Annotated in this window: 11 protein-coding genes; 5 read left to right on the plus strand and 6 right to left on the minus strand. The window is 75.2% G+C overall.

Translation table 11 applies throughout. The features are described from left to right. Nucleotides 1-220: 220 nt before the first annotated feature. Nucleotides 221-793 (minus strand): DUF1707 and DUF4190 domain-containing protein, encoded by a 573-nt coding sequence (locus ABWK59_RS14820; protein ID WP_354641046.1) that lies wholly within the window; start codon nucleotides 791-793, stop codon nucleotides 221-223. Between the two features lie 251 nt (nucleotides 794-1,044). On the opposite strand from ABWK59_RS14820, the gene ABWK59_RS14825 reads away from it, so the two are divergent. The 3 genes from ABWK59_RS14825 to ABWK59_RS14835 all read left to right on the plus strand — a co-directional run bounded on the left by ABWK59_RS14825 (nucleotide 1,045) and on the right by ABWK59_RS14835 (nucleotide 3,957). Then, nucleotides 1,045-2,334: a DUF2786 domain-containing protein gene (locus tag ABWK59_RS14825; protein WP_354641047.1), complete on the plus strand. Its 1,290-nt coding sequence runs from the start codon at nucleotides 1,045-1,047 to the stop codon at nucleotides 2,332-2,334. Nucleotides 2,335-2,419: 85 nt separating this feature from the next. Continuing rightward, entirely contained in the window at nucleotides 2,420-3,451 is a 1,032-nt protein-coding gene (locus tag ABWK59_RS14830; RefSeq protein WP_354641048.1) for an ADP-ribosylglycohydrolase family protein, read from the plus strand. Between the two features lie 83 nt (nucleotides 3,452-3,534). Further along, nucleotides 3,535-3,957, plus strand: a complete 423-nt coding sequence (locus tag ABWK59_RS14835; RefSeq protein WP_354641049.1) for a DUF1801 domain-containing protein — start codon at nucleotides 3,535-3,537, stop codon at nucleotides 3,955-3,957. 18 nt (nucleotides 3,958-3,975) lie between these two features. Here ABWK59_RS14835 and ABWK59_RS14840 read toward each other — a convergent pair whose 3' ends face one another. From ABWK59_RS14840 to ABWK59_RS14850, 3 genes are read right to left on the minus strand one after another with little or no spacing between them, the layout of a single operon-like run. Beyond that, nucleotides 3,976-4,974: an ADP-ribosylglycohydrolase family protein gene (locus tag ABWK59_RS14840; protein WP_354641050.1), complete on the minus strand. Its 999-nt coding sequence runs from the start codon at nucleotides 4,972-4,974 to the stop codon at nucleotides 3,976-3,978. Between the two features lie 38 nt (nucleotides 4,975-5,012). After that, complete coding sequence (locus ABWK59_RS14845) at nucleotides 5,013-6,224, minus strand: cytochrome P450 (RefSeq protein ID WP_354641051.1); 1,212 nt, start codon at nucleotides 6,222-6,224, stop codon at nucleotides 5,013-5,015. A 57-nt stretch (nucleotides 6,225-6,281) separates the two neighbouring features. Further along, nucleotides 6,282-7,019 (minus strand): SIR2 family NAD-dependent protein deacylase, encoded by a 738-nt coding sequence (locus tag ABWK59_RS14850; RefSeq protein ID WP_354641052.1) that lies wholly within the window; start codon nucleotides 7,017-7,019, stop codon nucleotides 6,282-6,284. A 192-nt stretch (nucleotides 7,020-7,211) separates the two neighbouring features. Between ABWK59_RS14850 and ABWK59_RS14855 the strand changes: the two genes are divergently transcribed. Both ABWK59_RS14855 and ABWK59_RS14860 read left to right on the plus strand, forming a co-directional pair. Continuing rightward, nucleotides 7,212-8,276: an ATP-binding protein gene (locus ABWK59_RS14855; RefSeq protein WP_354641053.1), complete on the plus strand. Its 1,065-nt coding sequence runs from the start codon at nucleotides 7,212-7,214 to the stop codon at nucleotides 8,274-8,276. A 56-nt stretch (nucleotides 8,277-8,332) separates the two neighbouring features. Next, a complete protein-coding gene (locus ABWK59_RS14860) occupies nucleotides 8,333-10,060 on the plus strand; it encodes a DUF2201 family putative metallopeptidase (RefSeq protein ID WP_354644955.1) in 1,728 nt (575 codons plus the stop codon). Nucleotides 10,061-10,246: 186 nt separating this feature from the next. Here ABWK59_RS14860 and ABWK59_RS14865 read toward each other — a convergent pair whose 3' ends face one another. Then, nucleotides 10,247-11,698 carry a WGR domain-containing protein gene (locus ABWK59_RS14865; RefSeq protein ID WP_354641054.1) on the minus strand — a complete coding sequence of 484 codons (1,452 nt, stop codon included), beginning with the start codon at nucleotides 11,696-11,698 and terminating at the stop codon, nucleotides 10,247-10,249. Between the two features lie 142 nt (nucleotides 11,699-11,840). Beyond that, nucleotides 11,841-12,521 carry a response regulator transcription factor gene (locus ABWK59_RS14870; RefSeq protein ID WP_354641055.1) on the minus strand — a complete coding sequence of 227 codons (681 nt, stop codon included), beginning with the start codon at nucleotides 12,519-12,521 and terminating at the stop codon, nucleotides 11,841-11,843. Nucleotides 12,522-12,537 lie beyond the last annotated feature (16 nt).

The raw sequence follows: 12,537 nt of genomic DNA on the forward strand, positions 1-12,537 counted from the left end.
CACGCACAAGGACCCGGGGACACCCCAGGCACAAGGTCAGAGCGTACCTAGCGCATGGGCGACGGTCAAAACAAATGCAACGCCGCAGGTCGTGGCGGACGGAGAGGGTTCACCCGGGCGGACGCACCCGGCACCGCCCGTCCTACCACAGATCCGACCCGACAGCCACCGGACGGCGGCCGAGCGGGCGGCCGAGCGGGCCGCTGACGTCAGGCCGCCGTCAGCCGCCCAGGGTCGCGGCGAGCATCCCGAAGAAGAACATCAGCCCCCAGCCGAGCACCGACAGCCAGCCCAGCACCAGGCCGCCGGTGGCCATCCCGTCGCCCTCCTCGCCGCTGGTGCGGATCTGCGACTTGGCGAGGTGCCCGGTCACCACCGCGGGCAGCCCGGTCATGCCCATGGTCGGCAGGCACAGCACGCCCAGCACCAGCGACGCCACCGCCAGGCCGTTGGTCGGCCGGCGCACCGGGACGGGCGGCGGCAGGAAGGTCGGCGGCACCACCGGCACGGCCGCGCCGAGCGGCGCCACCATCGGGCCGGAGGGCAGGTCGGCCACCAGACGGGCCAGCTCGCCGTAGGTCTGCGCGTGGTACGCGCCGCCCATCCGCTGCTCGTACTCGGGGGCGGAGAGCCGGCCCTCGGCGTACGCGGCCTTCAGCACGTCCACCGTGCGCTCGCGGTCCGCGTGCGCGGCGCGCATCGCGGCCTGCGGGGTCGGCGCGGGCTGCCAGGGCTGCCCGTACGGGGACGGCTGTCCGTGCGGGGACGGCTGCCCCCACGGCTGTACGGCCATCCGGCCACCTCCCGAAACCCCGGCGCTCACGCGCCCTCCCGCCGCGCGGCCCGCGCGCCCTCTCAGGATGCAGGACGAACGGGAGCCGTGAGTAGTTGCCGACACGCCGCACCGAACCGGTTCCGGTTCCCGGACGGCCTTCCGGGCGGATCCGCGCAGGTCCGGACCGGGCCGACCGGTCCGCCCGGGACACGCCGGGTCCGGCATCATGGACGGGGTTTCCCGGGACGGACGACGACGGTAGGGGCACGGTGGGCAGGCGCGGCAGCAACGGGCAGGGGACGGCCGCCGACGGGCTGGTGGCCCGGGCGGTGCAGCAGGTGGTCGCCGCCCCCGACGGTGTCCTCGACCACGCACTGGACGGCGGCGCCTCGCTGCTGGCCGCCTCCGCCGAGCAGTGGCCCGAGGTGAGCCGCGCGCTGCTGGCGTACGCCGACCGCGCCGTCGGCCGCTGCTGGACGGCGGGCTGGCGGCCGGCCGACCTGGTCCGGGTGGTGCGGCGCGGGCTGGGCCCGGCGCACCTGGCGATGGCCGCCGACCTGATCGCCGCCGAGGGCCGCCGGCACCCCGCCGCCGCGCTGGACCGGCGCTGGCGGGAGCAGCTGCGCGAGCTGGCCTGCGAGGTCTGGTGGGGGCCGGACTCCGACTACCTCGCCGCCTTCGCCGAGCGGAACCGGCTGGACCGCTTCGCGCTGGCCACCGCCGCCCTGGAGCTGCTGCGCGCCTGGGCCCTGCTGCCGCCGATCACCCCGGTCGGGCCGGTGCCCGGTCAGACCGCGCCGCGGGCGGGCACCCGGCCGGCGGAGGGCGAGCCGCGGATGCTGGGCCGGATCCGCGCGCTGCTGGCGAAGGCCGAGTCGACCGAGTACCCGGAGGAGGCCGAGGCGCTGACGGCCAAGGCCCAGCAGCTGATGGCCCAGCACTCCATCGACGAGGCCCTGCTGGCGGCCGGGGCGGCCGCGAAGGACGCCCCCGCCGCGCTGCGGATCGGCGTGGACAGCCCGTACGAGGGCCCGAAGGCGATGCTGCTGGACGCGGTGGCCGCGGCCAACCGGTGCCAGGTGGTGTGGGCCAAGGAGTTCGGCTTCTGCACCATCGTCGGCTTCGACGCCGACCTGGACGCGGTGGAGCTGCTGTACACCTCGCTGCTGGTGCAGGGCACCGCGGCGATGCACAAGGCGGGCAGCCGCAGGCACCGGGACGGCGCGCCGCGCACCAAGGCGTTCCGGCAGTCCTTCCTGGTCGCCTACGCGGCGCGGATCCGGGAGCGGCTGACCGCCGCCACCGAGCGGGCCACCGCCGACGCGGCCGCCGGGCGGCACCTGCGGGAGGACGGCACCGAGGAGCGGCTGCTGCCCGACGAGCGGCTGCTGCCGGTGCTCGCCGCCCGCGAGGAGGCCGTCCGGGACACGGTCGGGAGGATGTTCCCGAAGCTGGTGTCGCAGCGGGTGCGGGTCAGCGACGGCGACGGCTGGGCGGCCGGCCGGGCCGCCGCCGACCGGGCGGCGCTGCACGGGCGCTCGGGGTCGATCGAGCGCTGACCGGGCGGGCAGCGCCCGAACCGGCGAGCAGGACCGGTGACAGGACCGGCGGGCCCGCAGGGGTCCGCGGAGACGAGGGGGAGCGATGACGACGGATGCGGGCGCGGGCGCGGGGACGCGGACCGGGGGTGCGGCGGGGGACCGGCGGGAGCGGGTGCGGGGGTCGCTGCTGGGCGGCGCGCTCGGCGACGCCCTGGGCTGGCCGATCGAGTTCCAGCGGCTGGACGCGATCCACGACCGGTTCGGGCCGCAGGGCCTGACCGACGTGGCGGCCGGCGGCCGGCACGGGGAGGTCACCGACGACACCCAGATGACCCTGTTCACGGCGGAGGGCCTGCTCCGCGGCGGCACCCGCGAGGCGGTGCACCGGGCGTACCTGCGCTGGATGCTCACCCAGCGGCTGTCGCAGCCCGAGCGGGAGCCGGACGGCTGGCTGCTCGCCCAGCCCTTCCTGTACGCCTCCCGGGCGCCGGGCATGGCCTGCACCACCGGACTGGCCGGGCACTCCTACGTCCCGCCGGTGCCGTTCGGCGAGGACGGGCCGGTGAACCCGAATTCCAAGGGCTGCGGCACCGTGATGCGGTCGGCGCCCTTCGGGCTGGCCGGGCTGGGCGTGGAGCGGGCGTTCGAGTTCGCGGCCGAGTGCGCGCAGCTGACCCACGGGCACCCGACCGGGTACCTGGCGGCGGGGGCGTTCGCCGCGCTGATCGAGCGGGTCACCGGCGGGGTCGGCCTGCGGCGGGCGGTCGAGGAGACCATCGACCAGACCGCCGCGTACCCCGGCTCGGGGGAGACCGTCACCGCCCTGCGGCGTGCGGTGGAGACGGCCGACACCTCGGAGGCGTCCGCCTGGACGGTGGAGCGGGTCGGGCTCGGCTGGATCGCCGAGGAGTGCCTGGCCATCGCCGTGTACTGCGCGCTCGCCGGGGCGGACGCGCGGCAGGCGCTGATCCTCTCGGTGAACCACTCGGGGGACAGCGACTCGACGGGGGCCGTGTGCGGGAACCTCGTCGGGGCGCTGTACGGCGAGTCGGCGCTGCCCGCCGACTGGCTCACCGTCGTCGAGGGTACGGACGTCATCCGCAGGGTCGCGGACGACCTCCTCGCCGTGCGCTGACCGGGCGACCACCGCGTCCCGGCGGCTCGCCGCACCGCCTCGCGCACCCGTCTCGCGCGTCTGGAGAGCCCTAGCCTGGGTGCATGGCCGAGCCCAGGACGAAGCCGACCGGTGCGAGTGTCGAGGAGTTCCTGGCCGCCGTCGCGGACGAGCGGCGGCGCCGGGACGCGCAGGCGGTGTGCGCGCTGATGGCGGAGGCGACCGGCGAGCCGCCGGTGCTGTGGGGCGACTCGATCGTCGGATTCGGGACCTACCACTACCGGTACGCCAGCGGCCGGGAGGGCGACTGGCCCCCGGTCGGCATGTCCCCGCGCAAGCAGGCGCTGACGGTGTACCTCGCCGAGGGCTTCGACCGGTACGCCGACCTGCTGGCCCGGCTCGGTCCGCACACCACCGGCAAGGGCTGCCTCTACCTCAAGCGGCTGGACGCGGTGGACCTGGACGCCCTCCGCGCCCTGGTCGCCGCGGTCTTCGACCGCCTGAACGGCCGGACCCTCAGCCCGTGACGGCCCGGCGCGGTGGGCTCAGTCCCAGAGGGCGCCGAACTCCAGCAGTTCGTCCCGGTACTCGATGCGCCGGACCCAGTCGGCCGGCCAGGCCCCGGCGCCGTGGTGGGCCCCGGCGAACGCGCCGGTGAGGCAGGCGATGGAGTCGGAGTCACCGGAGGAGTACGCGGCGCGCCGGACCGCCGCGACGGGGTCGTCGGGCAGCAGCAGGAAGCAGAGCAGCCCGGTGGCGAAGGCCTCCTCGGCGATCCAGCCGGCGCCGGTGATCTCGCACGGGTCGGTGTCCAGGGAGGGCCGGGCGAGGGCCGCGTCCAGCCGGTCGAGGACGTGGAGGCACTCGTCCCAGCCGCGGGCGATGAACTCCTCGGGCGAGTGGTCGTGCGCGTGGGCGGCCAGGTCGCCGAGCCAGAACGCGTCGTAGTGCGTCCGGTGGGCGAGGGCGTGCTCGCGCAGCCGGCCCGGCAGGTCGCGGGGCGCGGTGCCGTCGGCCAGCAGGCGCACGGTGAGCGCGGTGAGTTCGCTGGCGGCGAGGGCGGTGGGGTGGCCGTGGGTGAGTGCGGACTGGAGCTGGGCGGTGCCGGAGAACTGGCGGTCGGTCAGGTCGGGCAGCAGGCCGACCGGGGCGACCCGCATGTTGGCGCCGCAGCCCTTGGAGTCGACGATGCTGGCCTCCTGCCAGCGGCGGCCCTCGGTGCTGAGCAGGGAGCAGGCGCGCAGGCAGGTGCGGCCGGGGGCGCGGGTGTTCTCCGGGGAGCGCCACCAGTCGACGTACTCCTCGCGGACCGGGCGCTCCACCCGGAGCGGGGCGAGCGGCCCGCGCTCCTGGGCGGTGCGCAGGCCACGGGCGAGGGCGAGGGTCATCTGGGTGTCGTCGGTGACCAGCGCGGGCTTCGGCAGGGGGAGTTCGCGCCAGTCGGGGCAGTAGCGGGCGATCTGTTCGATGCCGTCGAACTCGGTGCGCTTGCCGAGCGCGTCCCCGATGGCCAGTCCCAGCAGGGTTCCGGTGGCCCGCTTCATGTCCCGCTCTCCTCCGTTCGCCCGGCGCCGACGCCGGGTCAGATCTCCACGACGAGCTCGGTCAGCCCCCGGATCACGTACCCGGGCTGCCACGCGGGCTCGCGCACCAGCTTCATCCCGGGTGCGCGGCGCAGCAGGGCGCCGTAGGACTCGGTGAGTTCCAGTCTGGCGAGGGGGGCGCCGAGGCAGAAGTGGATTCCGGCGCCGAAGGTGATGTGCGGGTTGTCGGTGCGGCCGAGGTCGAGGCGGTCGGGGTCGGTGAAGCGGGCGGGGTCCCGGTTGGCGGAGCCGAAGAGCAGGGCGACCTCGGAGCCGCGCGGGATGGTGACGCCGGCGACCTCGATGTCCTCCAGCACCCAGCGTTCGAACATCTGCAGCGGGGTGTCGTAGCGCATCAGCTCCTCGACGGCGGTGGGGAGGAGTTCGTCCACCGAGGCGCGCAGCCGGGCGAGTTCGCCGGGGTTGCGGAAGAGCGCCCACCAGCCGTTGCCGGTGGTGTTGACGGTGGCCTCGTGGCCGGCGTTGAGGAGCAGGACGCAGGTGGAGACCATCTCCTGCTCGCTGAGGGTGTCGCCCTCGTCGGCGACCTGGGCGAGGGAGCTGATCAGGTCGCCGCCGGGATCGGCGCGGCGTTCGCGGATCAGCGCGCGGAGGTAGTCGGAGAACTCGGTGCTGGCGCGGACGGCCCGCCGGGCGGTCTCCTCGCTCGGGTTGAGTTCGAACATGCCGGTGATGGCGGCGGACCAGGGGCGCAGCAGGTGGCGGTCGCTCTCGGGGACGCCGAGCATCTCGGCGATGACGGCGACCGGGAGCGGTTCGGCGACGGTGGCGATCAGGTCGCCGCCGCCGTCGGCGAGCAGGGTGGTGACCAGGTCGTCGGCGAGCCGGGTGACGGTGGGGCGGAGCGACTCGACCATGCGTGGGGTGAAGGCCTTGGAGACCAGCCGCCGGATCCGGGTGTGGTCGGGGGCCTCCAGGTCGAGCAGGCCGTTGTCGTTGAGGGTGTGGAACGGTTCGTGGGCGGGGTCGGGCGCGGGCCGGCCGAACTCCTCGTGGGTGAACCGGTGGGTGTAGGTGCGGCCGAGCCGGCGGTCCCTCAGCAGGGCGCTGACGTCGGCGTACCGGGAGACGAGCCACTGGTCGCTGGGCGCGTAGTGGCTGACCGGCGCGTGTTCGCGGAGTTCGGCGTAGGCGTCGTAGGGGTGCGCCACGAAGGCGGCCGACCACGGGTCGAAGGCGCTGACCGGCATGGTGATCTCTCCCAGCTCGTCGGGAGCGCCATCGTATGCGGCCGGCCGCGGGCGTCCTCAGGCGCCGTCGAGGAGCCGGTGGACCAGCTGCGGCAGGGCGATGGAGATGGGTTCGCGGATGACCTCGTCGGCCTCGTCGTCGTACGGGGTGGGCTCGCCGTTGACGATGACCAGCCGGGCGCCGTGCTCGACGGCGATCCGCGGGAGGGCGGCGGCGGGGTACACCTGCAGGCTGGTGCCGACGGCGACGAACAGGTCGCAGGCCTTGGCGACGGCCTCGGCCCGGTCGATCACCTCGGGGTCGAGCGGTTCGCCGAACATCACGGTGCAGGGCCGCAGCACGCCGCCGCAGGCGCGGCAGGGCGGGTCGCTCTCGCCGGCGGCGACCCGTTCCAGGGCCTCGTCCATGCCGCTGCGGACCCGGCAGCGGGCGCAGCTCACCTCGGTGGCGGTGCCGTGCAGTTCGAGCACCTTGCGGGCGGGGAAGCCGGCGCGCTGGTGCAGGCCGTCGACGTTCTGGGTGAGGACGCGGACCGGCAGGCCGCCGCGTTCGAGTTCGGCGAGGGCGAGGTGGCCGGCGTTGGGTTCGGCGGCGAGCGCGCCGACGTCCCGGCGCATCAGCCAGGCGCGCCGGCGGACCTCCGGGTCGGCCAGGTACGGGCCGATGGTGACCATGTCCTGGGCGCTCGGGTCCTGCTGCCACAGGCCCTGCGGGCCGCGGTAGTCGGGGATGCCGGAGTCGGTGGAGATGCCCGCGCCGGTCATCACGGCGATCAGGGGACGCTTGGCGCTCATGCCGGGACCGTACGGCGCCGGCGCGGCGGCGCGCCAGCGGAATTCGGGGCGGCGGGGTTCCGGTCCTGCGGCACTGCGGCCGGCGTTCCGGCCGGCGGGTCCGGTCCTGCGGCCGCGCGGAAAACCGGGTGCGCGCCGGCGGTGCCGGGCGCAGACTGGCGCCCGATCCCCGACTTCCCAGGAGCCGTTGCCTTGCAGGGTGCCGTCACCGTTTCGCCGTCCCAGGTCCCCGAGTTGCTGTTGGGGCTGGCCACCGTCCGGCCGGTGTTCCTGTGGGGCGCGCCGGGCATCGGCAAGTCCTCGCTGGTGAAGGGGTTCGCCGAGTCGCTGGGGCTGGAGTGCGTCAGCCTGATCGGCACCCAGCTGGCGCCGGAGGATCTGATCGGCGTCCCGCAGCTGACCCCGGAGGGCCGGTCCCGGTTCTGCCCGCCGGAGTCGATCGCCCGGGACGAGCCGTACTGCCTGTTCCTGGACGAGCTGAACGCGGCCACCCCGGACGTGCAGAAGGCGTTCTACTCGCTGATCCTGGACCGCCGGATCGGCTCGTACGAGCTGCCGCCGGGCTCGATCGTGATCGGCGCCGGGAACCGGGCGACCGACGGCGCGCTGGCCAGGCCGATGGCGTCCGCGCTGGTCAACCGCCTGGTCCACGTGCACCTGCGGGCGAGTGCCACGGACTGGCTGACCTGGGCGCACGGCCACGGCGTGCACCCGTGGGTGGTCGACTACCTGACGGACCGTCCGGACCACCTGTGGTCGGCGCCGCCGAAGACCGAGGAGCCGTTCTCCACCCCGCGGGCCTGGCACATGCTCTCCGACGCGCTGCACTCCTTCGGGCCGACCCTCGACGAGGACACCCTGAAGGTCCTCGCGCACGGCCTGCTGACCCCGCAGCACGCGGTGGCGTTCTGCGGGTACGCGAAGATCGTCCGCAACTCGTACGGCCTGGACGCGATCCTCAAGGGCGACGCCCGCTGGCCGCACCGGCCGGAGGACCGGGACCTGCTGTACTACCTGGCCGACGCGTTCCGCGGCCGGCTGGTCAAGGAGCTGCCCGCCCGCAAGGAGCACGCGTCCCACTCCTCGCGGCAGACCGCGTTCCGGGCGAAGTCGCTGCTGGTGCAGCTGGCCGAGATCTCGGTGGAGGTGGCGCAGACGGTGATCGCCGACGGGCCGGACGGCAACCCGGTGCTGCCCGCCTGGTTCCTGATCGAGGCCGCCCGGGACATGCCGCGACTGGTGGAGGCCCGCCGGTGAGCGGCGGGCAGCGGACCGTCGACCCGGCCGCCGAGGCCTTCCTGGAGGGCGCCCGGATGCTGAGCGCCAACCGGGCGCTGGGCTCGATCGGCGCGGGGTTCTGCCGGGAGGAGGACTGCCCGCACCACCCGGTGGACGGCTGGACGGCGGTCGACTCCAACGGCGTGGTGCACGTCCACCCCAAGCGGCGGGCCGAACCCGCCGAGTGGGCCTGGGTGCTGGCGCACAGCCTGCTGCACCTGGGCTTCGGGCACGTCCCGCCCGGCCCGGGCCAGGGCCGGGCCGCCGTCCGCCGCGAGGAGCCGGACGCCTGCCTGCGGGCCGCCCGCTGCGCGGTGGTCAACCGCTTCCTCGCCACCTTCGCGGTGGGCCGGCCCCCGTTCGAGCTGCCGCAGCCGGTCGGCGGCGACGAGGAGGAGCTCGCCGCCCGCTGGCGCCGCGACGGCCTGCCCCGGATCCCCGGCACCGCCGGCGGCGAACCCGACCACCTCACCGTGCCGCGGACCCCGAACACCCCCGAGGACTGGACGACCGCCTTCGCCGCCGCGCTCACCCGCACCATGTCCGCCGCCATGGACGTGGCCGGCGGCCGGCGCGAGGAGCTGGACGGCGCGCGCACCCCCGAGCGGCCGTGGACCCGGGCGCTCAACTGGTTCATCTCCTCCTACCCGCTGCTCGGCGGCATCGCGGCCGGCATCACCCTGGTCGCCGACGCCGAACTGGCCCGCGCCCAGGGCATCGCCGTCGCCGCCGTCAGCGCCGAGGCCGGGGAGATCTACCTCAACCCGCTGCTCCACCTCACCGACGAGGAGTGGCGGTTCGTCCTCGCGCACGAGATGCTCCACGCCGCCCTCCGCCACCAGGACCGCTGCGGGCCGCGCGACCCGTACCTGTTCAACGTCGCCGCCGACTACGTGGTCAACGGGTGGCTGGTGGAGATGGGCGTCGGCGCCATGCCGGAGGGGCTGCTGCACGACCCGCAGCTGCGCGGGCTGTCGGCCGAGGAGGTGTACGACCGGATCGCCCGCGACCAGCGCCGGCTGCGCCGCCTCGCCACCCTCGCCGGCAAGGGCAAGTCCGACCTGCTCGGCGAGCCGCTCGCGCACCGGCCCAAGGACTACGTGGACCTGGACGACTTCTACCGGCGCGGCCTGCTGCAGGGCTTCGAGCTGCACCAGCGGGAACGCGGGCTGCTGCCGGCCGGCCTGGTCGAGGAGATCCGGGCACTCGCCCACCCGCCGCTGCCCTGGGACGCCCGGCTGGCCCGCTGGTTCGACGAGTTCGTGCCCCGCCCGGCCGCGGTCCGCAGCTACGCCCGTCCATCCCGGCGGCAGGCGTCCACCCCCGACATCCCGCGCGCCGGACGGTACTTCCCGCCGGAGGAGGTGGCCCGGTGCACCTTCGGCGTGGTGCTGGACACCTCCGGTTCGATGAGCCGCCCGCTGCTCGGCAAGGCCCTCGGCGCGATCGCCTCCTACGCGGCCGCGCGGGACGTGCCCGCCGCCCGGGTGGTGTTCTGCGACGCCGCCCCGCACGACGCCGGCTTCCTGCCGCCGGAGGAGATCGCCGGGCGGGTCCGGGTCCGCGGGCGCGGCGGGACGGTCCTGCAGCCGGGGATCGACCTGCTGGAGCGGGCCGAGGACTTCCCGGCGCGGGCACCGATCCTGGTGATCACCGACGGCGAGTGCGACGTGCTCCGCATCCGCCGCGAGCACGCCTACCTCCTCCCGCGCGGCGCCCCCCTCCCCTTCACCCCCCGCGGCCCGGTCTTCGCCCTCCAGTGATCGCCCCCGCAGAAGCGCCCCGACAGGGGCGCGTGGGGGCACCTCCCAGCCGCCAGGCTGGGGGAGAACTGCGCGAATCGGAAGACCCCTCCCCGCAGACGCCCCCGGCACAGCCAGTCGCACATGCCGCGATCCCCCGCACGCTGATGGTCACTCGCGCAGTCCCCCGGTGGCCGACCGCCGAGGTCAGAGCAGGCGCTTGATCTCCCCCCGCGCCCGGTAGAACCCGCCCGTCCCGGACTCCAGCACCTCGGCGACGAGGTACCGCGCCCCCGCCACCCGGATGTCCTTCGGGAACTGCACCCGCCGCGCCGCGTCGTACCCCTGCGACACCACCCGCACCCGCAGCCGCGCGCCCTCCTGCACGCACTCCACCTCGACCCCGGCGCCGGCCACGACCGTGCCCGCCGCCACGGTCTCCAGCTCCCCGCCGGCCGCCACCGGCTCCCAGCCGGCCGCGTCCACCTCGGCGGCCCGGGGCAGCTGCCCGTCCTGGGCGGCCCGGACGGCCGTCGCCCCGGCGTCCAGGCAGGCGAGCGAGCCGTCGGTGGTCACGATATAGAGCCGCCCGTCGCGGTACTGCATGCTGTACGCCGAGCCGCAGCCGGTGCCGAGCTTCCACAGCCGGGTGCCGTCGGCGGCGAAGCAGTACACCGAGGAGTGGTTGTCGCCGGCGAAGACGTACTGGCCGTCCGGCGAGGCGGCGCAGGAGAACACGGCGGCGTCGCAGCGGTACCGGGCGCGCTCGGAGCCGTCGGTCTTGGCGAGCCGGTGCACCCAGCCGCGGGAGGTGCCGGCGAAGACCTCGTCCCGTTCCTGCCAGCCGAACAGCACCTCGCCCTCGGTGCGGGTGTGCCAGAGCTGCTCGCCGCCGCGGGCGGCGTAGCGGGAGACGCCGCGGGTGTGGCCGTGGTAGACGCCGTCGGCGTCGCAGCGGACCATCCAGCCCTCGCGGCCGTCGGCCTTGCGGCGCCACTGGAACTCGTCCTCGTGGTCGACGGTGGTCAGCCCGCCGCGCTCGTCGGCGACGCCGAGCACGCCGTCGTGGATGTCCAGCCAGTAGATGTCCACGTCCTCGGCGATCTCGTACGCGACCCGGGGCACCTTGCCGCCGAGGTCGTACACCTTGCCGTTGTCGCAGCCGGCGTAGATCCACCAGTCGTCGGCGACGATGCACTTCACGCCGTCCGGCAGGGCGTAGCGGCCGGTGACCTCGCCGTCGTGGGTGAGGGTGTAGATGTCGCCGCGCTCGTTGCCGACCCAGGCGTGCTCCTCGCCGACGAAGATGCCGAACGCGGCCGCGCCGGAGCGGAACCGCCACAGCACCGGGGCCTGACGGGCCGTCGAGCGGGTGCTGGCGATGGCCCGGCGGGTGACCGCGCGGGGCTGGCGCACGCCGCGGACGGCCGGCGCGTAGCCCTTGCGGACCTTCTCGCCCACCTTCTTGGCGGCGGCCGCGGCGGCCTTCTCGGGCGTCGGGTACGAGGTGCTCCTGGCCTGGCCGCCCTCGCCGATCCGTCCGTAGGTGATGGTCAGGTCGGTGCCGGCGAGGCGGACCTCGTAGAACTTGTGGGCGCTGCCGGTCTCCTCGGACAGCTCCAGGTAGGTGACCTGCTCCTCGACGGCGGCAGCGGACACGGCGGGGCCCCTTTCGGGCGGTGGGAGGGGGTTCTCGGCGCGGGAGAGGCCCTGCCGACACGCCTCAACCTAGGGGCCCGCACTGACAACCCGCCGGTCCGGCCGAGCCCCTGACGGCCGCGCAGGGCGGCCGGACGGTCCGTCATGACTCGCCCGCGACCACCGCTCCGGACTCGTAGGCGAAGACCACGGCATGCACCCGGTCGCGCAGGTGGAGCTTGGCGAGGACGTTGCTGACGTGGGTCTTCACGGTGTGCTCGCTGACCACCAGGGCGGCGGCGATCTCGGCGTTGGACAGGCCGCGGGCCAGCAGCCGCAGGGTCTCGGCCTCCCGGGCGGTGAGCTGTTCCAGCAGCCGGGAGGGGGCCCGCGGGGGGCGGTGCGGGCCGGGCGTCCGGCCGCGGGCGGTGAACTCGCCGATCAGCTTGCGGGTCACCGAGGGCGCCAGCAGGGCCTCGCCGGAGGCGACCATCCGGACCCCGTGGGCGAGGTCGTCCCGCCGGACGTCCTTGAGCAGAAAGCCGCTGGCGCCGGCGTACAGGGCGTCGTAGACGTAGTCGTCGATGTCGAAGGTGGTCAGCATGACCACCCGGGTGGCGGGGTACTCGGCGCACACCCGGCGGGCCGCTTCCAGTCCGTCCATCACCGGCATCCGGACGTCCAGCAGCAGGACGTCCGGCCGGTGCTCGCGGACGGCGGCGATCGCCTGCTCGCCGTCGGCGGCCTCGCCCACCACCTCGATGTCCGGCTGCGCGTCCAGGATCATCCCGAACCCGGCGCGGACCAGCTCCTGGTCGTCCGCGACCACCACGCGGATCGCCATCCCCGTCCCCCGTTCT

The organism is Kitasatospora sp. HUAS MG31 (assembly GCF_040571325.1).
Lineage (GTDB): Bacteria > Actinomycetota > Actinomycetes > Streptomycetales > Streptomycetaceae > Kitasatospora > Kitasatospora camelliae.